The sequence below is a fragment of the Micromonospora purpureochromogenes genome, from assembly GCF_900091515.1.
Classification (GTDB): Bacteria; Actinomycetota; Actinomycetes; order Mycobacteriales; family Micromonosporaceae; genus Micromonospora; species Micromonospora purpureochromogenes.
In genome coordinates, this window is the sequence record NZ_LT607410.1 from 594,591 (window position 1) to 617,823 (window position 23,233).

Here is a 23,233-nt window from a genome sequence, read left to right on the forward strand (position 1 = left end):
CGAAGCTGAGCGGGCAGCCGCCCGGTCCGGCCATCCGTTAACCTCTGCTCCGATTCGACCCAGGAGCGGCATGGCAGACAGCGGTACGTCCCCCACCTTCCGTCCGACCCTCGTGCGCCGCGTGCTGCTGGTGGCGGGAGCCCTCATGCTCACCGCCGGGTGCTCGACCGCGTCCGGCGGCACCGACGCAGCGGCAACGCCGAGCCCCTGGCCCGTGGCGGGGCGAAAGCTGCAGAAGCCGGAGACCCTGCTCGGCCTGCCCTCGTCGTCGAGCCGCGAGCTGACCGGAGTGCCCGAGTCCCGACTGGAGGACCTCAAGCGGCAGGTGGGCGAGCTGACCAGTGCCGTCGCCTGGGCCTACGGGGGCGAGACGGAGGACGCGGACGCGGTGCTGATCAGCGGCGTCTCGGGGACGGTGGCCGATCCGGCGGGGGCGGTGAGCCGGGCTCTCCAGCCGTATCGGATCTCCGACGTCCGGCCCGTGGCGGCCGGTCCGCTCGGTGGCGAGGCCCGGTGCGGCCGGGGACGCACCGAGGAGGGCAGTCACCTCACCGTCTGCGGCTGGGCCGACCCGCAGACGATCGGCGTGGTGGCGCTCGTGTCGTCCCACCCTCAGGGGGACCTCACCAGCAAGTTTCACCAGGCACGCGAGGAGATGCAGCGCCCGCCCGCCTGAGGAGGCGGTGGCGGGTCAGCGGGGCACCACCCGCCCGGCGAACAGCAACCCGAGCAGGCCGCAACCCGCCGCGACCGCCAGCATCCCCGCGTAGTCGACCGGACCGGGCGCCGCCCCGGCGGCCAGCACGGTGCCGGTGAGCGCCAGCACCGTTGCGGCGAAGAGCGAGTCGCCCAGTTGCAGCGACGAGCTGTTGCGCCCCTGCTCGCCGGGGGCGGACAAATCCAGGGTGAGCACCGACAGGGACGGGAAGAGCAGGCCCATCCCGGTGCCGGCCACCGCCCAGCCCGCCACCGCGACCGCCACCGGCACGGCCGGGGCGACCGCCAGCGCGACCGTCGCGGTCCCCAGCGTGATGCAGGCCAGCCCGGCCCGGGGGAACGTCGCCGAGGAGCGCGGCGCCGGCAGCCGCCCCTGCAACCAGGAGCCGGCCGACCAGGAGACCGCGCCGACGGTGAGCACCAGACCGGCGGCGGTCGGCGTGAAGCCGCGCTCGCGGGAGAGCATCAGCGGGATCACCACCTCGGCCCCGGTGAACGCCGCCGAGGCCAGGCCCCGCAGGCCGATCACCGTGGGCAGCCCACGCGCCGCCCGCAGGAACCCCGCCGGCAGCAGTCGGGGCGCGCAACAGGCCAGGCCGACCAGTGCCAGCACCACCAGCGGTACGGCGAGCGGGCCGCGCTGCTGCCCCCCGTGGTGCAGCAGTGCGGCGCTCACCCCCGCCCCGGCCGCCCAGCCGATCCTCGCCAGCGCCCCGACGGGCACCCGACCGCCGACCGGCGCGGGCAGGGTGCGCAGGCCGGAGTGGACCAGCAGCGCCGCCGGGACCGCCACCGCCGGCACCACGAGGAAGACCCAGCGCCACCCCAGGTGCTCCACGATCAGCCCGGCCACCGCCGGCCCGACCAGCGACGGTACGACCCAGGCGGCGGCGAACGCCGCGAACACCCGCCGGCGCAGCTCCTCCGGGTACGCCTGCCCGACCACCACGTACAACGCGACCGAGAGCAGCCCGGAGCCGAAGCCCTGCACGGCCCGGCCGACGACGAGCTGCCCCATCGCGGTGGCGGTGCCGGCCAGCAGCAGCCCGGCCATGAAGAGCCCGACCCCGCTCCACATCGGCACCCGGGGACCCCGGGCGTCGCACCAGATGCCGGAGAGCACCATGGCGAGCACCCCGGCGGCGAACGTGCCACCGAAGGCGAGCGCGTACAGGGCGAGACCGTCCAGCGCGCGAGCGACCGTGGGCATCGCGGTGCCGACCGCCAGCGCCTCGAACGCCAGCAGGGAGACCAGGGCGACGCTGCCCACCGTCATCGCCCGCAGGCGCGGGTCGTACAGGCGGGCGGCCGGGGTGACCGGCGGCGTGGCGGTGGCCGTCACCGGCCCGACCGGGCCCGGCGAGATGTGATCGACATGGGTTCAGCCTGCGACCTCAACCGGGGTTTAGGTCAACCGTGAGCCCGGTCTCGTCAGGCCGACTGAAGCGCCTCGCCGAGCCCCTTGGCCAGGCCGGACATGTGCTGGTCGGCGAGGAGGTGACCGCTCCGACGTCCGCCCGGATTCCACGTCCACCCCGCCTCCATGCGCCCCCACCGGCGCAAACTTCCCTCCTCGCGACGGAATAACGGGCGGCTCGCCGGGAAGCCAGGCCGCCTGACGAGCGCGGGAGGCGAAATGGCGTACGGCAGCAGCGGCGGGCACAGCGGGGAGCGGGGCCGGCGGCTCGGCCGTACCGCTCGATGACGGCGCTGGGCCGGGTCGCCGACCGCGTGCTCCCGCCGGTGCCACCGCTGGTCGCCGACGCGTCCCGTACCGTCGGCTCGGCCGCGTCGCGGCTGGTCCGCGCGGTCGGGCTGACCCAGCGCCGGGTCTGGTCGCGCGGCGGACGGCACCACATCGAGGTGCACGGCGTCTGCCAGGACGGCGGCGACCGGCTGGCCCGGCAGGTCGAGACGGCGCTGGAACGGCTGCCCGGGGTGACCTGGGCCCGGGTCAACGCGCCGTCCGGCCGGGTGGTGGTGGCCGTCGAGGAGCCGAAGCCCCGGCTGCGCGATCTGATCGCCACGGTGGCCCGCGCCGAGCGGGTCTCCCCGCACGAGCCGGATCCGGAGATCCCGCCCCCGCACCCGCCCGAGGAGGGGCCGCGAACACCCCGGACGCTCGGCGCGCTCGCCTCCGACGCGTTCGGCCTGACCATCTCGGCGGCCACCCGGATCCTGCCCTTCACCCCGGTCCCCGGCGAGGTGGCCGGGCTGCTGGGCGCGATCGACCTGCACCCGAAGCTGCACGCGCTGGCCGACCGGGGGATGCGCGCCGACCCGCGCGCCGAGGTGCTGTTCCCGCTGGCCGAGGCGGTCGTCCAAGGGCTCACCGGCGGCTGGACCGGCATCGCCCTGGACAGCGTGCAGCGGATCGTGCAGTGGGGTGAGGCGCGGGCGCAGCTCTCCGCCTGGAACAAGGCCGAACCGCGGCTGACCGGCGACCCGGAGCGGGCCGTCGCCCGCTCGCCCGCCACCGAGCGGGGCCAGCCGAAGGCCGACGGCCCGGTCGAGCGGTACAGCAGCTGGGCGCTGGCCGCCGGAGCGGCGGCCGGGGCCGCCGCGGTGCCGGTCATCGGCGGCAAGCGCGCCGCCGCGCTCGCCCTGTCCTCGCTGCCGAAGGCCCCGGGCAGCGGCCGCGAGGGGTACGCCGCGCAGCTCGGCCGGATGCTCGCCCGGCGCGGCGTGATCGCGATGGACCGCAGGGTGCTGCGCGAACTGGACCGGATCGACACGGTGGTGCTGGACGCGGCCGTGCTGGGGTCGGCCCGGGGTGTCCTCGCCGACCTGGCCCCGCTGGGCGGCGCGGCGACCGGCGAGGTGGCCGCCCGCGCGTTCGCGCTCTTCGACCCGGCCGATCCGGACGGCTCGCGGGAGGCGGACGGCTGGCGGCTCGGCCCGCTCGACGGGCTCGACGTCACCGATCCCGGCGACACCCCGGACAGCAGCCGGCTGCGCGAGGGCGGCGGCCAGCTCCTGGGGCTCGCCCACCAGGACACCCTCGCCGCCGTCATCCGGGTCGAGCCCGAGCCGGCGCCCGGCGTCGACGCGCTGCCCACCGCCGCCCGGCACGCCGGCCTCCGGCTGGTGGTGGCCGGCGACGACCCGCAGCGGTACGCCTTCGCCGACACCGTCCTGCCGGGCGGTGACCGCCTCGCCGAGTCGGTGCGCACCCTGCAACGCGAGGGCGCGGTGGTGCTGGTGGTGTCCGGTGACCGGGCGGCGCTCGCCGCCTCCGACTGCGGCCTCGGCGTCGCCGACCCGGAGGCGCTGCCGCCCTGGGGCGCCCACCTGCTGGTCGGCACCGACCTGCGGATCCCGGCCCTGGTCATCGAGGCGGCGGGGGTGGCCCACCGGATGACCCGGCAGAACATCCGGCTCGCCATGGCCGGCGCCGGCCTCGGCGCGCTGGGCGCCCTCACCGCCGACCGGGAGGAGCTGCCCGGCCGCAGCCTGGCGGCGGTGAACGGGACGGCTGCGCTGGCCTTCGCCCACGGCGTCTGGCGGGCGCACCGGCTGCCCCACCCGGACGGCGCGCCCACACCGGCCACCACCGCCTGGCACCTGATGCCGGTGGACACCGTGCTGCGGCAGCTGGACACCAATCCCGGTGGGCTGGCCGACGCCGAGGCGCACCGCCGGCACACGGCCGCCCCGAGCGCGGGGCCCGGCATGGGCGGCGGCCTGCTCCGCGCCTTCGTCGACGAGCTGTCCAACCCGCTCACGCCGGTGCTGGTCGCCGGAGCGGTGCTCTCCACCGCGTTCGGCTCGCTGGTCGACGCCGCCCTGGTCGGCGGGGTGGTGGGCGGCTCCGCGCTGATCGGGGCGGTGCACCAGCGCAACACCGAACGGTCCCTGGCCGAGCTGCTGTCCCGTACGGAGGTGACCGCCCGGGTCCTGCGCGACGGGGCCGAGCGGGTACTCCCCGCCGAGGCGCTGGTGCCCGGCGACGTGGTCACGCTCGGGCCGGGCGACGCGGTGCCGGCCGACTGCCGGGTGCTCACCGCCGACGGGCTGGAGGCGGACGAGTCGTCGCTGACCGGGGAGTCGCTGCCGGTCGGCAAGACCGTCGAACCGGTGGTCGCCGCCGCCGTGGCGGACCGCCACTCGATGCTCTACGAGGGCACCACCGTCGCCGCCGGCCATGGCACCGCCGTGGTGGTGGCGACCGGTGCCGAGACCGAGTCCGGCCGCAGCCTCGCGCTGGCCGGGCAGGCGCCGCCGGTCAGCGGGGTGGAGGCCCGGCTCGGCAAGATGACCAGCGCGGCGCTCCCGCTGGCGGCCGGATCGGCGATCGCGGTCGCCGGGGCGGGGCTGCTGCGGGGCGTACCCCTGGCGGAGACGGCGGCGACCGCCGCGAACCTGGCCGTGGCCTCGGTGCCGGAGGGGCTGCCGTTCCTGGTCAGCGCCGCGCAGTTGGCCGCGGCCCGGCGGCTGGCCGAACACGGGGCGCTGGTCCGCAACCCGCGCACGATCGAGGCGCTGGGCCGGGTCGACGTGCTCTGCTTCGACAAGACCGGCACCCTCACCGAGGGGAGCCTGCGGCTGGCCGGCGTCGGCGACGACGGCCGGTACGCCCCGGCGGACCGGCTCGACGACGGGTTGCGACGGACCCTCGCCGCCGCGCTGCGGGCCACCCCGGCCGCCGACGACCCGGACGAGCTGCCCCAGCACACTGATCGGGCGGTCCGGCACGGCGCCCGCGACGCCGGTGTTCTGGAGCAGGTCGGCGCGGACGGCTGGGAGGCGGTCGGCGGGCTGCCGTTCGAGCCGTCCCGCGGCTACCACGCCACCGTCGGGCGGACCGGTGACCGGCTGCTGCTCAGTGTCAAGGGAGCGCCGGAGACGGTGCTGCCCCGGTGCAGCGCCTGGCGTACCCCGGGTGGCCGGGACGAGCACCTGGACGACGACGGGCGGGCCGGGCTGCACGCGATGCTCGCCGACCGGGCCCGGGCCGGGCACCGCATTCTCGCCGTCGCCGAATGCCGGGTCGGCGCCGAGACGGTCACCGACGACCAGGTGGACGACCTGGTCTTCGTCGGCTTCCTCGCCCTCGCCGACGGGGTGCGCGAGAGTGCCGCCCCGGCCGTGCGCCGGATCCGGCAGGCCGGCGTGCACACCATCATGATCACCGGTGACCATCCTGCCACCGCCGAGGCGATCGCCTCGATCATCAGCGACGGCCACGACGCGCAGCGGGTGGTGACCGCCACCGAGCTGGACCAGCTCGACGACGACGCGCTCGGCGAGCGGCTGGCCCGCACCGACGTGGTCGCCCGCTGCACTCCCACCCACAAGGTGCGGATCATCCAGGCGTTGCAGAAGTGCGGCCGGACCGTGGCGATGACCGGCGACGGTGCCAACGACGCGCCGGCGATCCGGCTGGCCGACGTGGGCATCGCCCTCGGCCAGCGGGGCACCCCCGCCGCGCGGGCCGCCGCCGACCTGGTGGTCACCGACGACCGGCTGGAGACCATCATCGCCACCCTGGTCGAGGGGCGGGCGATGTGGTCCTCGGTACGCCACGCGCTGAGCATCCTGGTCGGCGGCAACCTCGGCGAGATCGCGTTCAGCGTGCTGACCGCTGCGGCGACCGGCCGGTCCGCGTTGACCGGGCGGCAGCTGCTCCTGGTCAACCTGCTCACCGACCTGGCGCCGGCGCTGGCCATCGCCGTCCGGCCGCCCGGCGCCGACCACGCCGACGGGCTGCTGCAGGAGGGCCCGGACACCTCCCTGGGCGAGACGATGACCCGGGAGATCGGCCTGCGCGCGGCGGCCACCACCCTCGGCGCGACCGCCGGCTGGACGATCGCCCGGTACACCGGACGGCGTAAACGGGCCGGCACGGTGGCGCTGGTGTCGCTGGTCGGCACCCAGCTCGGGCAGACGGTGCTGGCCGGCGGCACCAGCCCGATGGTGCTCGCCTCCACCGCCGTGTCCCTCGGGGTGCTGGGCGCGGTGGTGCAGACCCCCGGGGTAAGCCAGTTCTTCGGCTGCACCCCGCTGGGGCCGGTCGGGTGGGGCATCGCCGCCGGCTCGGCGCTCGGCGCCACCTTCGCCAACGGCGCGCTGACCCGACTGGTCGAGCGGTTCCCACTGACCGGCGACAAACCGCCCGGGTCGCCCGCCGAACCGACCGCCGGCGAACCAACGGCCGACGGGCCGGCCGAGGAAAGCGCCGCCGACGGGTCCGCCGCGGAAGAGCCGTCCGGTCGGTAAGGCGGCGGGCCGCATGGCCGCGCCCGGGCGGGGTACGGCCGGGGGTGGAGGTGGGACGCGTGGAGACGGACCAGCCGAACGTGACGTTCATCGGCACCGCGACGACGGTGCTGCGGATCGGGGGCTTCACCCTGTTGACCGATCCGAACTTCCTGCACCGGGGCCAGCGGGCGTACCTGGGCAAGGGTCTGTGGTCCCGCCGCAGCACCGAGCCGGCGCTGACCATCCCCGAACTACCCGCCCTGGACGCGGTGGTCCTGTCCCACCTGCACGGCGACCACTTCGACCGGGTGGCCCGCAAGGGGCTCGACCGCGAGCTGCCCATCATCACCACCCAGGCGGCCGAGCGGAAGCTGCGCAAGTGGGGATTCCGGGCGGCCGAGGGGCTGCCCACCTGGCGGTCACGGGAGCTGAGGCGGGGGTCCAGCACCCTGCGGCTGACCTCGTTGCCCGGTCAGCACGGCCCGGGGGCGCTGGACCGGCTGCTGCCCGACGTGATGGGCACGATGATCGACCTGGACCGGGACGGGACGCGCCGGTTCCGCCTCTACGTCACCGGGGACACCCTGCGCCGCCCGCAGCTCGCCGAGATCCCGCAGCGCTTCCCGGACATCGACGCGATGCTGATCCACCTGGGCGGCACCCGGATCGCCGGCATCCTGGTCACCATGGATGCGAAGCAGGGCGCCGACCTGGTCGAGCTGATCCGGCCGAAGCTGACCGTGCCGATCCACTACGACGACTACCCGGTGTTCCGGTCGCCGCTGCGGCACTTCGTCGAGGAGGCGAAGCGGCGCGGGCTGGTGTCGGGGGTGCGCACCATCCTGCGTGGCGAGATCGTGCCGCTGACCGTCTGAGCCGGGTCTCCGTACACCGATCGCCGCCGTCCGGCGCGGAGCCGGAGGGCGGCGATCGATGCTGGGACGGGATCAGGAGCGCTCGGAGATGGCCTCGATCAGGTCGCCCACCGGGCGTTCGGGCAGCGACCGCGCCACGTCGGCCACCGCCACGATGCCGACGAGCTGGTGCCCGTCGATCACCGGCAGCCGGCGCACCTTGTGCTGGCCCATCGTGCGCAGGATCTCCGCGGCGTCGTCGTCGGCGCCGATGGTCACCGCCTCGCCCTGGGCCAGCTCGCCGGCGGTCACGTTGGCCGGGTCCTTGCCCTGCGCGAGAACCTTCACCACGATGTCGCGGTCGGTGAGCATGCCCTTCAGCTTGTTGTCGTCGCCGCAGATCGGCAGCGAACCGACGCCCAGCTCGGCCATCCGCTTGGCGGCGGCCCGCAGGTCGTCCTGCTCACGGACGCAGGTCACGTCGCTGGTCATGATGTCGCGTGCGGTCGGCATGGTGACACCTCGCTTTCCGGGGGGGTTGTTGCCTGTTCTCCTACCCCGGCGGTCGAAAGGCAATCCGGCACATGAACGGCGACCTGGCGGGAACCCAGTCGCCGGAGGTGATCGACATGCCGTTCGTCCAGGTCATCGAGTACGAGACGGACCGCCCGGCCGAGGTGCGGGCGCTCAGCGAGGAGTGGGGACAGCAGCAACTGGCCGGCGCCCCGGCACGGCTCACCGTCGCCGAGGACCTGGAGCGGCCCGGCCACTTCGTCATGGTTGCCGAGTTCGACAGCTACGACCAGGCGATGGCGCACAGCGCCCAGCCCGAGACCGGCGGGTACGCCGACCAGCTGCGCAGGTTGGCCAAGGGTGAGCCGCGCTACCTCAACTTGGAGGTCGCCGTTCGACAGACGAGGTGAGCCTGCTCCGCTGCGTGCGCAACCTCGTCCCCGCGCCGATGTCGGTCGGGTGTAGCGACGGCCACGGCTGGAAAGATTGATCCGGTGCTGAGACGTGTGCTGGACGGCCGCTACCAGTCCGAGGAACTGCTCGGCAGCGGCGGCATGGGCGAGGTGTGGCGCGGCCGGGACCTGCGACTGGACCGGCCGGTGGCGATCAAGGTGCTGTCCGCGGCCGGCCTCGAGGAGCCGATGGCCGCCGAACGCTTCGATCGTGAGGCGCGGGCAGCCGCGCGGCTGACCCACCCCCACATCGTCGGGGTGTACGACTTCGGCACCGAGGGGGACGACTCCTACCTGGTGATGGAGCTCGTGGAGGGACGGACCGTGTCGGCGCTGATCGTCGACGGCCCGCTCCCCGTCGAGCAGGCCGTGTCGATCGCGGTGCAGGCCTGCGACGCGATCGCCGCGGCGCACGCAGCCGGTGTGGTCCACCGGGACGTGAAGCCGGGGAATCTGATCGTCACGCCGTCCGGCATTGTGAAAATCTGCGACTTCGGCATCGCCCGCCTGGCGGAGACCGCCGGCCACAACACCCTCACCGGTCCGGCGACCAAGCTCGGCACCAGTTCATACATGGCGCCGGAGCAGGCGCTCGGCAAGCCGGTCGACCCGCGCACCGACCTGTACGGCCTGGGCTGCACCCTCTACGCCATGTTGGCCGGCGCTCCGCCGTTCTCCGGCGATCCGCTGAGCGTCCTGCACCAGCACGTCAACGACCCGCCCGCGCCGCTGCGCGACCGCCGGCCGGACGTACCCGTCGCGCTGGACGCCCTGCTGTCCGAGTTGCTGGCGAAGGACCCGGCGGCCCGTCCGACGAGCGCCCGAGAGGTCCGCGACCGCCTCGCGGCGCTCATGGCCTCGCCCGATGTCCTGCCGGCGGCCGGCACGCCGCTCGTTTCCGGCACGGTGGCGCCAGCCGGCGCGCCAGGTCCGTCCGACCCCGGCGCGGCCGGTGCCGGTCCGAGCGCTCCGGACCCGGTCGCTCCGGTGGAAGGTCCCGGCACCGGAGGGCGGCCGGTGCGGCGGCGCCGGTTGGCGGTACTGCTGGCGGCGGGCATCCTCGGCGTCGCACTGCTCGCGCTCGCCGCCGCTGCGCTCCGGGCCCCCGCCGGCGACACGTCGGCAGACCGCGGCACGAGGGCCGCGCAGCCCACAGTCGCGCCCGCCCCCGCCAGTACGGCCGCACAGCCGAGCGTGGGGGCCGCGCCGGTCACGGTCGCACCGACCACCCCGTCGCTGCGGACGGTCGCTCCCACCACCCCCACCAGCCGGGCGCCCAGCCCGCGGGCCGCGTCGCGGACGCCGGCCCCGCCGGCGGACCCCGTCGTCGCGATGCGGCTGTCGATCCAGGAGCAGGTGGAGGCCGGCCAACTGAACCCCGACGCGGCCAAGGACCTGCACAGCAAGGTGGACGCGATCGCCAAGGAGATCGCCGAGGACGACCCGGAGCAGGCCGAGGAGCAGGTCAAGAAGCTCCGCGACAAGCTGAGCGAACTGCTCCGGGGCGGCAGGCTCACCGCCGCCGGCTACGACGACCTGACGGCCGGCGTCGACCGGATCGCCGCCGCGCTGCAGTGAGGACGGGCCGCCCCGTCCGGCTGCTCACGACCACCGGGATGCCGGGCGAACGCGGCCCCGAGCATTTTCACCGGCGGCGCGGCTTCCGGCTGACGGCCAACTGGACCGCTGACGTGGCGTCAGTGCCAGGTGGCTGCGGCGCGCCGCAACCGGTCGTTGATCGCCCGCCCCACCCCGGTGTCGGGCACCGCCTCGGCCAGGATCTCGGTCACCCCGGCCGCGTCCAGCCGGTGCAGGGCGTCGAAGAGCCGGGCGGCGGCCTCGGTCACGTCCCCGGCGGGTGAGAGCACCTCGACCGCCGCGTACCCGTCGGCCGGCCGCTCCCGGAAGGCCAGGAAACCGCGCCGGCCGCCGTCGGCCGGCGCCGGCTGCGCCCCCGCCACCACCCGCAACGGGGTACGCGGCGCGTAGTGTGCGGCCAGCGTCCCCGGCGCCACCGGCTGCCCGGAACTGCCCGGCCGGACGCTCACCGGCCCGACCGCCTCGATCAGCTCCTCCAGGGCGAGCGCGCCGAGGCGCAGCACCACCGGCTGCGCGCCGCGCGCGTCGACGATGGTCGACTCGATCCCGCACCGGGTCGGCCCGCCGTCGAGCACCACGTCCACCGCCGCGCCGAGCCCCTTGACCACGTGCTCGGCCCGGGTCGGGCTGAGCTGCCCGAACCGGTTCGCGCTCGGCGCCGCCACCGGTACCCCGGCGGCCCGGATCAGGGCCCGCGCGGAGGGCTCGTCCGGCACCCGGACGGCCATGGTGTCCAGCCCCGAGGTGACGATCGGCGGAATCTCGGCGGGCCGGTCCACGATCAGCGTGAGCGGCCCCGGCCAGAACCGCTCGGCCAGCGCGGCCACCGCCGGGGGCACCGGTCCGACGAGCTTCTCCAGGTCGGCGGCGTCGGCCAGGTGGGTGATCAGCGGGTCGAAGCTGGGCCGGGCCTTGGCCTCGAAGATCCGGGCGGCGGCCCGGGCGTCCAGGGCGTTCGCGCCGAGGCCGTAGACGGTCTCGGTCGGGAAGGCCACCAGCCCGCCGTCGCGCAGGACGGCGGCGGCCTCGGCGATGCCGCTGTCGGCGGGCAGGACACGTGGGGATCCGGTGCTCACGCCCCGACGCTAGCCTGCCGACGTACCGGTCCTCCGGTCGGCCGCGCGATCACCCGCCCTCGGCCCGGCACGCACCGCCCCGGAACTCCACCCCCGGCACGTCGTCGAGGATGCGGCTGATGTCGGCGACCGACCCAAGGGCACGGGCCGGGTCGCCGCACAGTTCCGCGACCGCCGAGGCCAGGTCGTCCTCCTCCCGCGACCAGTCGACGCCGGCCGCGCGGAGCTGGGCCACCGCGTGTGCGGTCAGGGCGGCGGGGTTGGTGACGGACACCTCCACCCGGCAGTACAGCTGGAGGACCTGCGGCGTGGGGTCGCTCATCGACTGTTGCGCGAGCGACGGGCCGCCCGGACCCCGCCCACGATCGCCGCCGTGATCGGCAGGAGCACACAGATCATCAGAACCAGCAGATGCCACAGCTTGAGAGCGACCATGGCGCAGAGGATAGGTAGCGCCTGCCACCGCCCGCTGTCCCGGCCGACGAAGGCCGACAGGCTTGGCTGTACGGATAGCCCGTACGGCCAAGCCTCGTCGTTCCTGCCACACGACCGCGGGTCCGGTGGGGCAGGCGGCCACGACGGTCAGCAGCAGCTTGCGGCGGCTCCGCTGGTGGCGGGCTCCTTCTCGGCGGCCGGGGTGCAGCAGGCGCTCTCGGTCGCCTTCTCCAACTGCGGGGAGTCGGCCTTGACGGTGTAGACCTCCCACGGCTCGTTGCCCGGTCCGCGTACCCAGACCTTGTCCTGGAGGGCGTAGCAGCACTCCGTGCTCTTCTCCTCCAGCGTGATCAGGCCGGCGTCGGTGAGGCGCGTGGTCGCGGCGTTGACCTCGTCCGTGCTGAACACCTCCACCCCGAGGTGGTCCATGACGGTGGGCTGGTCGGGCTCGCCTTCGAGCAGGACGAGCTTCAGCGGCGGGTTCTCGACGGCGAAGTTGGCGTAGCCGGGGCGACGCTTCGCCGGCTCGACGCCGAACAGCTTGGAGTAGAAGGCGACGGAGCCCTCGAGGTCGGAAACGCGCAGGGCGAGCTGGACGCGGGACATGGTTCTCCTCCTGTGACGGTTCAGCGGATGTGCTGTCTAGATGATTTTCGAAGCAGTGACCTCACTGTGGCACCTTGCTTTGAAGTCTGTCAACCTAGAGGCATGCCGAAACAAACGCTGCCGGTGGTGGACCTGCAAGCGGTGGCCTGCTGCCCTCCGATCGCCGCGAGTCCGCTGGACACCGCGCAGGCGAAAGTCGTCGCGCCGATGTTCAAGGCCCTGGGTGACCCGGTCCGGCTGCGGCTGATGTCGATGATCGCCTCGGTGCCGGAGATCTGCGTCTGCGACCTGACCCCCGCGTTCGACCTGTCCGGGCCGACCATCTCCCACCATCTGAAGGTGCTGCGCGAGGCCGGTCTGGTCGACTCGGAGCGGCGCGGCACCTGGGTCTGGTACCGGGTCAAGGCCGAGGCGTTCCGCCAGCTCGGCCTGCTCCTGGACATCCCGGCCCGGCCCGCCGTCGAGGCCGGCCGTGAGCGACGGTGACCTTGCGGCCCTGGTGCGCTCGTACCTGGACGACGACGAGGTGATGCTGCTGGCCGACGACCCTGATCGCGAGTGTCGCGTGAACACCTGGTGCTACGGGGTGCCCGACGCCGCGATCGACGTGCCGGCAGTGGTCGCAGCGCTTCATCTCGTGCACCGCGAACTCGGACGACGGCGGGCCAGCCCGGGCACCTTCTATGCCTGGTACGACGAACCGGCTGGCCAGCTTCGGTGCTCGTTGACTTCGGCACCCGCCGACCGGCTTCCGTTTGCGGCGCCGTACCGCTCGACCACCGATGCCGCGGAGGTCGTCGCCCTGGTGGCCGCTGATCCCAACCCTGGATTCGTTCCATGCTCAGAGCTGGCAACCGTCGAGCCCGCCGTGGCCTCGGTCATCGCCGAGCCGCCGCCGATGCCCGTCTGGGTCGCACCTCTTCCGTGAATCCGGACCGGCCCTGCTCTGCGAAGACCAAGCCCCGGTTTGTCCGCCAAAACCGCCTTGTTGTGCTGCTGGCCCGTGTCTACCGTGCAGTGATGCTCTCACGAATGCTGACGGTGACCTTCGATGCGCACGACCCGGCTCGCCTGGCGCAGTTCTGGGCCGGCATGCTCGGCCGAGATGTCGTCGAGGACGCCGGCGGTGCGCTCCTGCCTGGTGACGACACGCAGCTCAGCCTCCGGTTCGTCCGGAGCGGCGCGGAGCAGGTGGGGCCGAACCGCCGCATGCACCTTCACCTGACCAGCGCCAGCGGCGCCGACCAGCAGCACACGGTGGCGACGGCGCTGGGGCTCGGCGCCGGCCACCTCGACGTCGGGCAGCGCCCCGAGGAGGGGCACATCGTCCTGGCCGACCCCGAGGGCAACGCGTTCTGCGTGATCGAGCCGGGCAACGCCTTCCTCGCCGGGTGCGGCCTGCTCGGGGAGCTCGCCTGCGACGGCACGCGGGAGGTCGGCCTCTTCTGGAGCGAGGCGCTGGGCTGGCCGCTGGTGTGGGACCAGGACCAGGAGACCGCGATCCAGTCACCGCACGGCGGCACGAAGGTCGCGTGGGGCGGGCCGCCCGTGGCCCCGAAAAAGGTGAGGAACCGGCAGCGCTTCGACCTCGCCCCGGCCGGTGGCGACCAGCGAGCGGAGGTCGACCGGCTGGTCTCCCTCGGGGCCACTCGGCTCGAGGTCGGTGAGGACGGCGCCGTCGTACTGGCCGATCCCGACGGCAACGAGTTCTGCGTCAGAGGGAACTGACCACAGCGCGGCGGGGTAGCCCGGCCGCGACCGAACCAGCCCGGAAACCTATACGGTCACAGCTTCTGGCTTCGGCTGCCGATCATCGACATCAGCAGCCCGTGGGTCTCGGCGTCGCCGGCCACCACGAGCCCGCGGCCTGGCCCGATCGGGGCGCCGTCGATTCCGGTGACGACGCAGCCGGCGGCCCGGCACAACGTGATGCCGGCGGCGAAGTGCACGCTCTCGGCCAGGTCACCGCCATCGCTGACGTATGCGGCGCGCTTGCCGGCCGCGACCCAGGCCAAGGCCAGCGTCGTGGACACGACCCGAGGCCGGAACCGTTCGACGAACCCAGGGTGGGCCAGCAGGTCCACGGCCCGGAATCCGGGCGCGCTCGGAAACGGCGGATCCAGGTTGACGTCGACCAGCTGGGTGGCAGGTGTGGGCGTCAGCTGCTCATCGACACCGTCCTGCCGCACCCAGGCGGTCTCACCGTCAGTGAAGAAGACCTCGCCGCTGAACGGGTCGGCCACGGCCGCTGCCCCGTCGCGCAGCGCCACGTTGACGGCCACCAGCATGTTGCCGACGGCGTAGTTCAGCGTGCCGCACAGGGGATCCACCAACCACTGGCGCACGACGTCGGCCGCGCCCCGCTGCCCGCCTTCCTCGCCGAGCACCGCGTCATCGGGCCGAGCAGCGCGGATGACGTCGAGGGTCGCCTGCTCAGCCTCCACATCGGCAGCGGTGGCGAAATCCCCGGCCCCTTTGTCGATACGGGTGAGGCGCCGGCCGTACATGTTGCGCACCACGTCCGCGCCGGCATGTGCCGCGGCTACCGCAACCTCGGCATCGTCAAGGCTCGCGTACGAGTTGATCACGCCGTGCACCATATCGGGGGCCACCGGTCAGGCCAGAACCGGCAGCGGGCCCGCCCACCACAACGGTGGACGGGCCCTCGGCCTCTCTGGCGCTACGCCGCCGGCACGGTGATCGTGATGCCGGTGACGGCCTCACCCGCCGTGGTGTGGATCAGGTCCGGGTACGCCACCCGGCCGTCGCCCACGCTGTAGAGGAGCCGCACGTCCTGCGTGTTGAGGCCCTTCATGGTGAACGTGCCGTCCGAGCGGACCGACGGCTGGATGCCTGCCCAGTCACCGGTCGTCGCGTCGACGGCAGTGATGCCCACGCACGTCCGGCAGGTGCCGTCGGGCACGGTGACGGTGCCGCTGATCGTGCCCGTGGCCGGCAGTGCCGCATCCAGCGTGACGGTTTCGCCGGCCACCACCTGCACCGGCGTCGCGGACGCCCGGTTCACCGCGTCGCCCGACCATGCCCACGCGTGCTTGCCGTCGTACGCCGGGAAGGCCAGCTTCCACTGGTACGGGCCGAGGTTGCGGATCGTGTACTGACCGCCGTCGTAGGTGCAGTTGGCGTTGGGACCCTCGGTGTAGGAAAAGGCCGGTCCGGTCGGGGTCGGGCAGACGGCACGTACGCCGGCTCCCGTCGCGGCGTCCCGCACGACGCCGGTCACGCTGCCGGCGCCGTCCAGCTTGACGGTCACCCGGATGCGCTCGCCCGGCACCGGCTTGAAGACCTTGGCCTGCGCCGGGTCGCCCGTGCCGCCACCGGTCGTCGAGACCCACTGCGCGCCGTGCTCCCCGTCGTACGGAGCGACGAAGAGCCGGAAATGGTCCTCGGCGAACAGGTTGTTGTAGTCCGCCTCGGAACCGCATCTGCCGTTCTGGCCGACGTCGGTGTACACCGGGTCGGCCAGGGTGACGCAGGCGCCGCTGACCGGGTCGCCGGTGGCCGCGTCGACGAAGTCGACGTGCAGGCTGACCGACTTCTCCAGCTTGACGGTGGTCCAGGTCGTCTCGTTCTCGGTCACGGTCACCGGGCCGAACAGACCGTTGACGTAGACCTCGTTGGGGTCGTAGCCGCCGCCGCGGTAGGTGCCGACCGGCATGTCCGGGAACCGGGCCCGGCCCAGTTTGTCGGTGCAGGTGGTGTGGAACGAGAACGGGCCGTCCTGCGGGTACCAGCAGTAGCCGGCGATCGCGGCGCCGGTCTCCTTGTCGACCGCGCGGACGATGAGGTTCCCGACCGGGGGCCGGGTGAGGTTGACGGTGGTCGTCTTGTCCGCCGTCACGGTGAAGGGGGGAGCGTCGTACTCGGACTCGACTCCGCCGTTGAAGAGCACCTGGCCGCTCGGGAGGGTGAACTGTGCCGTGTAGTTGGAGTCGGTCTCGATCCGCTCGAAGCGGTACCGCCCCTGGTCGTCGGTCGCCGTGTCGCCCACCCAGTTGCCGCCGCGTCGCAGCTGGACCCCGACGTGGGCGATGCCCGTACCCTTCTGGTCCACCACCCGGCCGGCGACGTCGCCGTACTGGATGGGCATCAGCGGGATCTGGAGGGTGGCCGGGACCGTGATCAGGTCGGCCTCCCAGCTGTTCCGGTGGCCGTAGAGGTACTCCTCGACGTAGCCGTTCGCGTTGACCTGGACGGTGTACTCGCCGGCCGGCGTTTCCGGGAAGGCGAAGCGCCCGTCGGTGTCGCTGTTGGTGAAGTTCCAGTTGGAACCGTCCTGCTGCTGGATCACGATTCCCGCCCCGGCGACGGGCTCGCCGGTCAGCTTGTTGGTGATCGTGCCGTCCAGCCCGGCGGCCTCCGCCGCCTGCGCCGGCCCGGTGAGGCCCATGACGGCCATCAGCCCGGCCATCGCTGCGGCGCCCAGTGCGCGCAGCATCCTGCTTTTCATGCTTCCCCGTTTCTGCCATGAGTCCATGGAGGATCCGACTGGCCTGGTCGGATACATCACGCTCCATGGATGGTGTCAGGACCGTACCAGCGGCCGGCGTCGCCGGCTGCTCCCCCGGACGGCGGGGAGGCCATCCGCCGGCTGGTCATCCGGATGGAAGCGTTGCCGGTCCTGTGATGTCGCACCGGGGTGCGAGAAGGCGTCTTCATGCATAAGACGCTGCGGATCACGTTGGAGACGTACGTGCACTGGTGGCCGAAGCGGGAGCGTTGGCGCGGTCCTGCAAGCGGTCGCGACTCGGGCGCATCGAGCCCGGCCAGGCTCTGGCCACCGACTACGACAGCTTCGCCGAGGCGTACGCCACCGGGACCGAGTCCAACCTCATCAACGGCTACTACACCCGGCCGGCAATGCTGGACTTGGCCCGGCAGCGGCTCGGCGATGGCACGGCCCTGCATCAGGGCGGTCTGGGCGGCGATCCGCTACCGTTCCCCGACGCCTCGTTCGACGAGGCCATCGCCTGCCTCGTCCTTCACTACCTAGAGGACTGGACGGCACGCTCGCCGAGTTGCGACGCGTCCTCGTACCCGGCGGCCGACTCATCGTGGCCGTCAACCATCCCTTCGTCTACCACCTGATCAGGCCCGAAGGCGACTACTTCGCCACGGAACAGTGGACCGACGAGTACACCTTCAACGGCCAGCCCGCCGAGCTGACGTACTGGCACCGGCCACTGCACGCAATAGCCAACGAGTTCACCGCAGCCGGCTTCCGGATCGCCGTCGTGAGCGAACCACCTCCCGCGCCCGGTGCCCGCGAGGCGTTCCCCGACCTCGTGACCTCCCCCTCGGGGTACATCCTGTGCTTCCTGTTCTTCGTCCTCGAGGCTGCGTAGTGCGATGGCACGCAACGACCGGGCGCACGTAGCCTGATACGGCACTTGTCGCGCCCTGCGACACGGGTCACGCGGGGGATACCGAACCCGGCCGGGTGCCGATAGTGTCCACGGATCGCACCGCCCGTTCATCCGGAGGGCTCCGTCATGAGGTTCGGACTTCCGTGGCTGCCCCGAACGGTGGCCACCGTGCTGCTTCTTCTCGGAGGGGTCGGCGTGCCCGCCGCGTCCGCCTCGGCGGCGCCGGCGGGGGCGGACCTCACTGTCGACCTGGCCGGCGCGACGATTCCGCTGGGGGTCACGAAGAAGACGCTTCACCTGAAGATCAGCAACCGGGGCGACGCGACCCCGACCCGGGTCGTCGTCCGGGTCGATGCGTCGGAGCTGGATAGGTTCGATTTCGGGATCATGCTCTGGCCGACCGGCGGGCCGCGTGACTGCGACGGCGATGTCTCCGGCTGGTACTGCGACCTGCTGCCGGATCAGCTTCCGGGGCCGGGCGAGACGGTGGAGCTTCCCATCCTCGCCACCGTCCAGACCGGAGAGCCCCTCGCGGGCCGGATCAAGGTGACGGTCGAGGTCAAGCCGGTCGACACGAATCCGGCCGACAATACGAAGTGGTTCCCGATCCAGGTGGTGGATCACCCTGAAGCCGACCTTTCGGTGGTCGCGCCGGACGTGACGCAGTCGGTGCGGATCGCTGCCGACGGCAGGCTCGCATCCACCGGCACGTTGAATCCGGGCGAGACGGGCGCGGTGCGCTACACGATCGCCAACCAGGGGCGGAAGCCGGTCGATGGCGTCAAGGTCGAACTGCGCGTGCCCACGGGCGCGACGTTCACCAGGCCGCCGGATGAATGCGTCCTCAGTGACGCCGGGCGTGCGGCGGTCTGCACCTACGACCGGCTGGCCCTCGTTCCTGTCGACCAGGACACCGACCCGAACGACCAGCTCCACTCCGCCGTCGAGCTGTACCACCTGGTGACGGTGTCGGCCGCCACGAAGGCGCCGGTCACGTTGCGGAACGGGACCGTCCGGGTCGAGGGCCTGAGCGACCCGCGGTCGGACCTTTCCGGCCCGGCGCGGAGCGACCTTCCCACGAACGCCGTCGCCGTTCGGGCGGTCGACGTGGACGACAGCGACAACCAGGACGGGTTCGCGGTCGTGGTGGCCGCGAACAGCAGCGGCGGAGGTAGTGGCGGCAGCCCCGGTGACGGTGGTGGCGCTGGTGGTGGCGGCAGCTTGCCGATCACCGGGTCCCAGGCCGGGCTGACCGCCGGGGCCGGCCTCGCCATGCTGGTGGGTGGCGGCGTGCTGCTGCTCCTGACCCGACGACGCCGGGCCATCCGGTGACCCTCGACGGGTGACCGGTGTCGGCGGTGGGCAGCTGGCCCTCCAGGATCCCGACCGCCGGGCCGACGATCCCGAGGGCCGCGAGGAGCGCAGATCCGGACGTGTAGGCGTCCCCTTTGGCTGGAGCGAGCTTGTCCTATCCCTGTGCGCTAATTCCGTCATGGATGTCGTCGTCACAGGCGCACTCGTTGAAAACGGCGCGGTCCTGCTAGTACACCGCAGGCCGACCAAACGGGCATACCCAGATGTCTGGGATCTGCCCGGGGGGCAGGTCGAGGCGGGTGAGTCGGAGCTACAAGCCCTCGCGCGTGAGATGCACGAGGAGCTCGGTGTTCACATTGCGGCGGAGTCCGCTTCACGGTTGGGCGTCTTGCATGCCGGCAGTGGTGAGGACGCCGTTCACGTGGGCGTCTGGCAAATTGGAGACTGGGTTGGCTCTCCGACCAACCGTGCACCTGACGAGCATGACGACATCGCATGGGTCGGGATCAGCGAGCTGGGCGGTCTTCCCCTCGTGCATGGCGTCTTGGCGGCAATGGTTCGTTCTCTGCCTGAGTTTGAGTGCGCCCGCAGGCACTCAGATGTCACCGACTGTAACCAGGATGACCGAGGAACCAAGGCCGGCTGTCGTGCATGTGCTGGGACGGATTCGTCAAGCAGGTGGTGGGACTAGACACCGTGCTGCCCTGGAAGGGCGCCGACACCTATGGGCACGTCCTGCCGGCGCGGCTCGTCAGGCTGCCTCGGCCATCGATCGCGTGCTGGGCGAGGAGGGGACGGCGTGACCGCTTGGCTGTACGAATGGCTGTACTCGGGACCGAGGTCAACCGGGGAAAGTGCTGGTGGAGCCCAGGGGACTCGAACCCCTAACCCCTGCCTTGCAAAGGCGGCTCCACACAGTTGATGCTTGCTGATCAATGCAGACGACTGGTGTTGTCGTCCGGGACTTTGCTGTCCCGTACCAACGGTTGACGGCTGTTGTCCCGCGTCTCGCTGACTTCCTGCTGACTGACGACCGTCAGCCCCGCCGGTCCTCACCTCGGGCCGGCGAGCGGTGCTGGGCTCAGCTCGACGGGCACCCTCGTCCAACCCCGCTCGCCTCGCCCGGTACGATCGCGAGCTTGTTCTCACTGCAGGGAGCCCATGAGATCCGCGTGCGGCCGCCCCGGCAGTTCCCATGCTGAGAGTAGGTTTCGTCAATGGCATGCCGTATCAGTGAGCTCGTGCTCAAGTGCCGCGACCCCGAGGTGCTGGCGCGGTTCTGGTGCGAGGTCCTGGACTTCATAGAGCTCGATCGCGAAGAGGGGGTCTACATCGAGATAGGTCCGCGCGAAGGGTTCGGCGGCCCGCAGCCGACGATCTTCCTCATCCGCAACGACGAGCCGAAGAACGGGCATTCCCGGCTGCACATCGACGTCAACCCCACCGACCGCGATCAGGACGCCGAGCTCGAACGCCTCCTGGCCGCCGGGGCCAAACTCGTCGACATCGGTCAGCCCGCGGAGGCGTCCTGGCACGTCCTCGCCGATCCAGAAGGCAACGAGTTCTGCCTGCTCAAGCGCCGCCTCGACCCACTCTGACGGCCCTCGCCCAAACGATCGACGCAGCCGCCACCCCGCAGCCGCCGACAAGATCTGGCGACCCCCATCAATAGCTGGGGGGCCGGGTGGACGCTCGACCCGCCCCGTGTCGCATGCGTGTTGGTGAGGCATTGACCCAGCCAGCGGAACCTCGCCATCCCGTCGCCGTCGACCCGCCCTTGTGGGAGCGGGCCGCCGTCGGGGCCGCCACGTCAAGACGGCCTTGACGCACGGACGGACGCTGGCGGTCCCGGCGGCGGTCTGCTCGGCTCGCCCCGGGTCTTCGGCGGTGGGATGGCGCTACCGCAACCACCCACGGACCGCGACCCGCCGACGGAGCCCCGGCCATCCTGGAGCCGGAGCGCCCCCGCCGGAGGCGCACTAGCCGCAACCCCGCGACCGCCGGCAGTTCGCCGACGCGGCTGGCGTGCCCTCCCCTACGCGGCGCGGGCACGTGGCTGCGCGGCCCGGCCGGCTGCCGGCCCACCCCTCACTCGTCAACGGTCTGTCGTTCTGCGGCGGCCCCCGGGCTTCCCGCTGTCCGCGCCAGCCGCCGGGCGTCAGGCGTGACGGCCGCAGAGCGACAGCGGCAGCGGCCGGCGCGCGCCCAGGCGGCGGCGCGTGCGGCCCGTTGCGGGCCGCCTTGATGCTGCCTAGCAACTTCCGGCGTCAGGTCTGGCGCCCGTCGCTTGTCCGGGCAGGGCTTCTCGGCCAAGTGACCGAGTCCGGGCCCTTCAAGTTCCGCGCGAGCTGGCCCGACCGCGACGGCGTGGAATGGTCCGCGGAGTTCACCACCGAGCGGGAAGCGGTCGACTGCGTGGCGAGCAAGGCGGCCGGCGGACTCGCATACTCCGGCGGATTTCCACGAGTCGGTGCGCAGGGTCTTCGACAGTTCTACTGACGATTCGCTGACGACCGTAGAAGATCCTCAATCCGACGGCGATCCAGTCGAGGGAGAAGACAGCCCGTGACCAGGCTGAATGGTGTGGTGGAGCCCAGGGGACTCGAACCCCTAACCCCTGCCTTGCAAAGGCAGTGCTCTGCCAGTTGAGCTAGGGCCCCGAGGGCGGTCGGTGCCGCCTGGTGCTGGCCGCTGCCAGCGGGATCAGCGCAGGTCGGGCGCGGTGGTGGCCTCGTGCCAGAGAGCGCGCTCGTCGTTGGAAGCCTTGACCTTCTTGGCGACCAGGGCGGCCACGCCGACGACGCCGACCAGGAACAGAAGCTTCTTGAACATGGGGCGACCCCTCGCGCTCGACTAGCCGTCGGAACGGTGTGCGGTGGGGCTAGCTGGAATCGAACCAGCGACCTCAGAGTTATCAGCTCTGCGCTCTAACCGACTGAGCTATAGCCCCGCGTGGCGACGAGCAAGGTTAACCCATCGCCACGTCCCGCCCCAAATCGGGGTGGCCGTGGCGCCCGTCCCACTCGTGACCGTACCCGTACCGACGGCGGGGCGGCGACCGCTTTCCCCGGGCGGCCCTGCGCCGAGATCAACTCCGCCCGTCCGAGCCCCGCGACGGGCGGGGCGGGTGAAGAGAGCCGGACATGGCGACGCCGGGGCGACCGCGGTTGGCGGTGCCCCGGCGTCGTCGGGTGTCAGTCGCGCTCGGCGAGCGTCAACTCGATCCCGCCGACCAGGTCGGCGCAGACGTTGTAGACGAACGCGCCGAGGGTGGCGAGCGCCGTGAACAGGACGACGTTGACCAGGCCGATCAGCGCCGAGCTGAGGATCACGCCCTTGGCGGTGATCTGGAACCCGCCGGAGCTCTGCCCGCCGGCGTTGACCAGGTCGGTGAGGCTGTCGTTGACGCTCTGGAAGACGCCCATCGCGTCCAGGGCCAGGTAGAGCACCGAGGTGGCGACGACCACCACGATGAAGAGCACCACCGAGACGGCGAAGGCGAACTTCATCACGGACCACGGGTCGATCCGCTTGAGGTTCAGCCGGGCCCGGCGCGGCCCGCGGGACGCGGCCGAGCTGACCGAGCTACGCGCGGCGCGTACCGCGTCACCCACGCGCGCGGCTCCGACGGCCGCCGCTCCGCTGATACCCGGCGGCAGGCCGCCGCCGTTGGCGGGGCGGGCGGTGCCGGCCGGGCGGCCGCCGTCGGGCGACGGCCTGGTCGGGCCGCCCACCTTCGGCTGGGTGCCGGTGCCGGACGGGGACGTGGCGGTGCCCGCCTTGATCGGCTGCGTGGTGGTGCCCGGCGCGACCGGGGCGCTGACCGGGGCGGCCGCGGAGGTCGGCGCGTCGCCCGGTGTCTCGGCCTTCTCGCTCGCCCCCGAGTCCTCCCCGGGCTTGTCCGGCGGCGGTGCCATGCCGGGGGCCCGGGTGAACTTCGGGGCAGGCGCGTCGGCGGGGACGGTCGCCCGGCCCACGGCAGCGCGGCCGGCCGCCGATGTGCCGCTCGTGGCGGCCTCTTCGTCGACCGGGGTGGCCGAGGTCCCCTTGTTCCCCGACTTCGCCTGTGTCTCCGTCATTCA

At 72.8% G+C, this 23,233-nt stretch carries 22 protein-coding genes and 2 tRNA genes; 13 read left to right on the plus strand and 11 right to left on the minus strand.

Translation table 11 applies throughout. The features are described from left to right. The first annotated feature begins 70 nt into the window (after window positions 1-70). A complete protein-coding gene (locus tag GA0074696_RS02820) occupies window positions 71-676 on the plus strand; it encodes a hypothetical protein (protein WP_088959644.1) in 606 nt (201 codons plus the stop codon). Window positions 677-691: 15 nt separating this feature from the next. Here GA0074696_RS02820 and GA0074696_RS02825 read toward each other — a convergent pair whose 3' ends face one another. Further along, window positions 692-2,059, minus strand: coding sequence for an MFS transporter (locus GA0074696_RS02825; RefSeq protein ID WP_231925239.1), 1,368 nt, complete (start codon window positions 2,057-2,059; stop codon window positions 692-694). 359 nt (window positions 2,060-2,418) lie between these two features. Here GA0074696_RS02825 and GA0074696_RS02830 point away from each other — a divergent pair, with 359 nt between their 5' ends. Together GA0074696_RS02830 and GA0074696_RS02835 are read left to right on the plus strand one after the other, a co-directional pair. Next, window positions 2,419-6,936 carry a cation-translocating P-type ATPase gene (locus GA0074696_RS02830; protein ID WP_088959645.1) on the plus strand — a complete coding sequence of 1,506 codons (4,518 nt, stop codon included), beginning with the start codon at window positions 2,419-2,421 and terminating at the stop codon, window positions 6,934-6,936. Window positions 6,937-6,995: 59 nt separating this feature from the next. After that, window positions 6,996-7,793: an MBL fold metallo-hydrolase gene (locus tag GA0074696_RS02835; protein WP_088959646.1), complete on the plus strand. Its 798-nt coding sequence runs from the start codon at window positions 6,996-6,998 to the stop codon at window positions 7,791-7,793. Window positions 7,794-7,865: 72 nt separating this feature from the next. Here GA0074696_RS02835 and GA0074696_RS02840 read toward each other — a convergent pair whose 3' ends face one another. Then, window positions 7,866-8,285: a CBS domain-containing protein gene (locus tag GA0074696_RS02840; protein WP_088959647.1), complete on the minus strand. Its 420-nt coding sequence runs from the start codon at window positions 8,283-8,285 to the stop codon at window positions 7,866-7,868. A gap of 71 nt (window positions 8,286-8,356) precedes the next feature. On the opposite strand from GA0074696_RS02840, the gene GA0074696_RS02845 reads away from it, so the two are divergent. After that, on the plus strand, window positions 8,357-8,695 hold the full coding sequence (locus GA0074696_RS02845; protein ID WP_088959648.1) for a hypothetical protein: 339 nt from the start codon (window positions 8,357-8,359) through the stop codon (window positions 8,693-8,695). 84 nt (window positions 8,696-8,779) lie between these two features. Beyond that, a complete protein-coding gene (locus tag GA0074696_RS02850) occupies window positions 8,780-10,315 on the plus strand; it encodes a serine/threonine-protein kinase (RefSeq protein WP_157745774.1) in 1,536 nt (511 codons plus the stop codon). A 119-nt stretch (window positions 10,316-10,434) separates the two neighbouring features. Here the strand turns inward: GA0074696_RS02850 and GA0074696_RS02855 are convergent, their stop codons facing one another. The 3 genes from GA0074696_RS02855 to GA0074696_RS02865 form a co-directional block, all read right to left on the minus strand. Next, a complete protein-coding gene (locus GA0074696_RS02855) occupies window positions 10,435-11,388 on the minus strand; it encodes an L-threonylcarbamoyladenylate synthase (RefSeq protein WP_088964324.1) in 954 nt (317 codons plus the stop codon). Window positions 11,389-11,461: 73 nt separating this feature from the next. Further along, window positions 11,462-11,734, minus strand: coding sequence for a hypothetical protein (locus GA0074696_RS02860; RefSeq protein ID WP_088959650.1), 273 nt, complete (start codon window positions 11,732-11,734; stop codon window positions 11,462-11,464). A gap of 260 nt (window positions 11,735-11,994) precedes the next feature. Then, complete coding sequence (locus GA0074696_RS02865; RefSeq protein ID WP_088959651.1) at window positions 11,995-12,453, minus strand: ArsI/CadI family heavy metal resistance metalloenzyme; 459 nt, start codon at window positions 12,451-12,453, stop codon at window positions 11,995-11,997. Window positions 12,454-12,555: 102 nt separating this feature from the next. Between GA0074696_RS02865 and GA0074696_RS02870 the strand changes: the two genes are divergently transcribed. From GA0074696_RS02870 to GA0074696_RS02880, 3 genes are all read left to right on the plus strand, one after another. Then, entirely contained in the window at window positions 12,556-12,939 is a 384-nt protein-coding gene (locus GA0074696_RS02870) for an ArsR/SmtB family transcription factor (RefSeq protein ID WP_088959652.1), read from the plus strand. Next, on the plus strand, window positions 12,926-13,381 hold the full coding sequence (locus GA0074696_RS02875) for a hypothetical protein (protein ID WP_088959653.1): 456 nt from the start codon (window positions 12,926-12,928) through the stop codon (window positions 13,379-13,381). Before GA0074696_RS02870 ends, GA0074696_RS02875 begins: the two co-directional genes overlap by 14 nt. A gap of 92 nt (window positions 13,382-13,473) precedes the next feature. Next, window positions 13,474-14,181 (plus strand): VOC family protein, encoded by a 708-nt coding sequence (locus tag GA0074696_RS02880; RefSeq protein WP_088964325.1) that lies wholly within the window; start codon window positions 13,474-13,476, stop codon window positions 14,179-14,181. Window positions 14,182-14,237: 56 nt separating this feature from the next. Here GA0074696_RS02880 and GA0074696_RS02885 read toward each other — a convergent pair whose 3' ends face one another. Continuing rightward, on the minus strand, window positions 14,238-15,038 hold the full coding sequence (locus GA0074696_RS02885) for an inositol monophosphatase family protein (RefSeq protein WP_407940589.1): 801 nt from the start codon (window positions 15,036-15,038) through the stop codon (window positions 14,238-14,240). Window positions 15,039-15,133: 95 nt separating this feature from the next. Next, entirely contained in the window at window positions 15,134-16,909 is a 1,776-nt protein-coding gene (locus tag GA0074696_RS02890; RefSeq protein WP_172894143.1) for a carboxypeptidase regulatory-like domain-containing protein, read from the minus strand. Window positions 16,910-17,172: 263 nt separating this feature from the next. On the opposite strand from GA0074696_RS02890, the gene GA0074696_RS31615 reads away from it, so the two are divergent. The 5 genes from GA0074696_RS31615 (at window position 17,173) to GA0074696_RS02915 (ending at window position 20,749) form a co-directional block, all read left to right on the plus strand. Further along, complete coding sequence (locus GA0074696_RS31615; protein WP_231925240.1) at window positions 17,173-17,559, plus strand: methyltransferase domain-containing protein; 387 nt, start codon at window positions 17,173-17,175, stop codon at window positions 17,557-17,559. Next, complete coding sequence (locus tag GA0074696_RS31620; RefSeq protein ID WP_231925241.1) at window positions 17,526-17,816, plus strand: hypothetical protein; 291 nt, start codon at window positions 17,526-17,528, stop codon at window positions 17,814-17,816. The genes GA0074696_RS31615 and GA0074696_RS31620 overlap by 34 nt, the downstream gene beginning before the upstream one ends. A 189-nt stretch (window positions 17,817-18,005) precedes the next feature. Further along, a complete protein-coding gene (locus GA0074696_RS02900) occupies window positions 18,006-19,169 on the plus strand; it encodes an LPXTG cell wall anchor domain-containing protein (protein WP_157745778.1) in 1,164 nt (387 codons plus the stop codon). Window positions 19,170-19,329: 160 nt separating this feature from the next. Further along, complete coding sequence (locus tag GA0074696_RS02905) at window positions 19,330-19,842, plus strand: NUDIX domain-containing protein (RefSeq protein WP_088964327.1); 513 nt, start codon at window positions 19,330-19,332, stop codon at window positions 19,840-19,842. 526 nt (window positions 19,843-20,368) lie between these two features. Further along, window positions 20,369-20,749, plus strand: coding sequence for a VOC family protein (locus GA0074696_RS02915; RefSeq protein ID WP_088959656.1), 381 nt, complete (start codon window positions 20,369-20,371; stop codon window positions 20,747-20,749). 986 nt (window positions 20,750-21,735) lie between these two features. On the opposite strand, the gene GA0074696_RS02920 is transcribed toward GA0074696_RS02915, so the two are convergent. From GA0074696_RS02920 to GA0074696_RS02930, 4 genes are all read right to left on the minus strand, one after another. Then, window positions 21,736-21,811: transfer RNA gene (locus GA0074696_RS02920), tRNA-Ala, on the minus strand. A 43-nt stretch (window positions 21,812-21,854) separates the two neighbouring features. Continuing rightward, on the minus strand, window positions 21,855-21,983 hold the full coding sequence (locus GA0074696_RS31625) for a DLW-39 family protein (RefSeq protein WP_210774060.1): 129 nt from the start codon (window positions 21,981-21,983) through the stop codon (window positions 21,855-21,857). A gap of 44 nt (window positions 21,984-22,027) precedes the next feature. Then, window positions 22,028-22,101: transfer RNA gene (locus GA0074696_RS02925), tRNA-Ile, on the minus strand. 244 nt (window positions 22,102-22,345) lie between these two features. Next, window positions 22,346-23,230: a DUF3566 domain-containing protein gene (locus tag GA0074696_RS02930; RefSeq protein ID WP_088959657.1), complete on the minus strand. Its 885-nt coding sequence runs from the start codon at window positions 23,228-23,230 to the stop codon at window positions 22,346-22,348. Between the last annotated feature and the right edge of the window lie 3 nt (window positions 23,231-23,233).

What these genes read in the sequence shown, in the direction of transcription:
- GA0074696_RS02820 (WP_088959644.1), top strand. Translation starts at nt 71, where the DNA reads ATGGCAGACAGCGGTACGTCCCCCACCTTCCGTCCGACCCTCGTGCGC.
- GA0074696_RS02830 (WP_088959645.1), top strand. Translation starts at nt 2,419, where the DNA reads ATGACGGCGCTGGGCCGGGTCGCCGACCGCGTGCTCCCGCCGGTGCCA.
- GA0074696_RS02840 (WP_088959647.1), bottom strand. Translation starts at nt 8,285, where the DNA reads ATGCCGACCGCACGCGACATCATGACCAGCGACGTGACCTGCGTCCGT.
- GA0074696_RS02845 (WP_088959648.1), top strand. Translation starts at nt 8,357, where the DNA reads ATGAACGGCGACCTGGCGGGAACCCAGTCGCCGGAGGTGATCGACATG.
- GA0074696_RS02860 (WP_088959650.1), bottom strand. Translation starts at nt 11,734, where the DNA reads ATGAGCGACCCCACGCCGCAGGTCCTCCAGCTGTACTGCCGGGTGGAG.
- GA0074696_RS02865 (WP_088959651.1), bottom strand. Translation starts at nt 12,453, where the DNA reads ATGTCCCGCGTCCAGCTCGCCCTGCGCGTTTCCGACCTCGAGGGCTCC.
- GA0074696_RS02870 (WP_088959652.1), top strand. Translation starts at nt 12,556, where the DNA reads ATGCCGAAACAAACGCTGCCGGTGGTGGACCTGCAAGCGGTGGCCTGC.
- GA0074696_RS02880 (WP_088964325.1), top strand. Translation starts at nt 13,474, where the DNA reads ATGCTCTCACGAATGCTGACGGTGACCTTCGATGCGCACGACCCGGCT.
- GA0074696_RS02890 (WP_172894143.1), bottom strand. Translation starts at nt 16,909, where the DNA reads ATGCTGCGCGCACTGGGCGCCGCAGCGATGGCCGGGCTGATGGCCGTC.
- GA0074696_RS02905 (WP_088964327.1), top strand. Translation starts at nt 19,330, where the DNA reads ATGGATGTCGTCGTCACAGGCGCACTCGTTGAAAACGGCGCGGTCCTG.
- GA0074696_RS02915 (WP_088959656.1), top strand. Translation starts at nt 20,369, where the DNA reads ATGGCATGCCGTATCAGTGAGCTCGTGCTCAAGTGCCGCGACCCCGAG.
- GA0074696_RS31625 (WP_210774060.1), bottom strand. Translation starts at nt 21,983, where the DNA reads ATGTTCAAGAAGCTTCTGTTCCTGGTCGGCGTCGTCGGCGTGGCCGCC.
- GA0074696_RS02930 (WP_088959657.1), bottom strand. Translation starts at nt 23,230, where the DNA reads ATGACGGAGACACAGGCGAAGTCGGGGAACAAGGGGACCTCGGCCACC.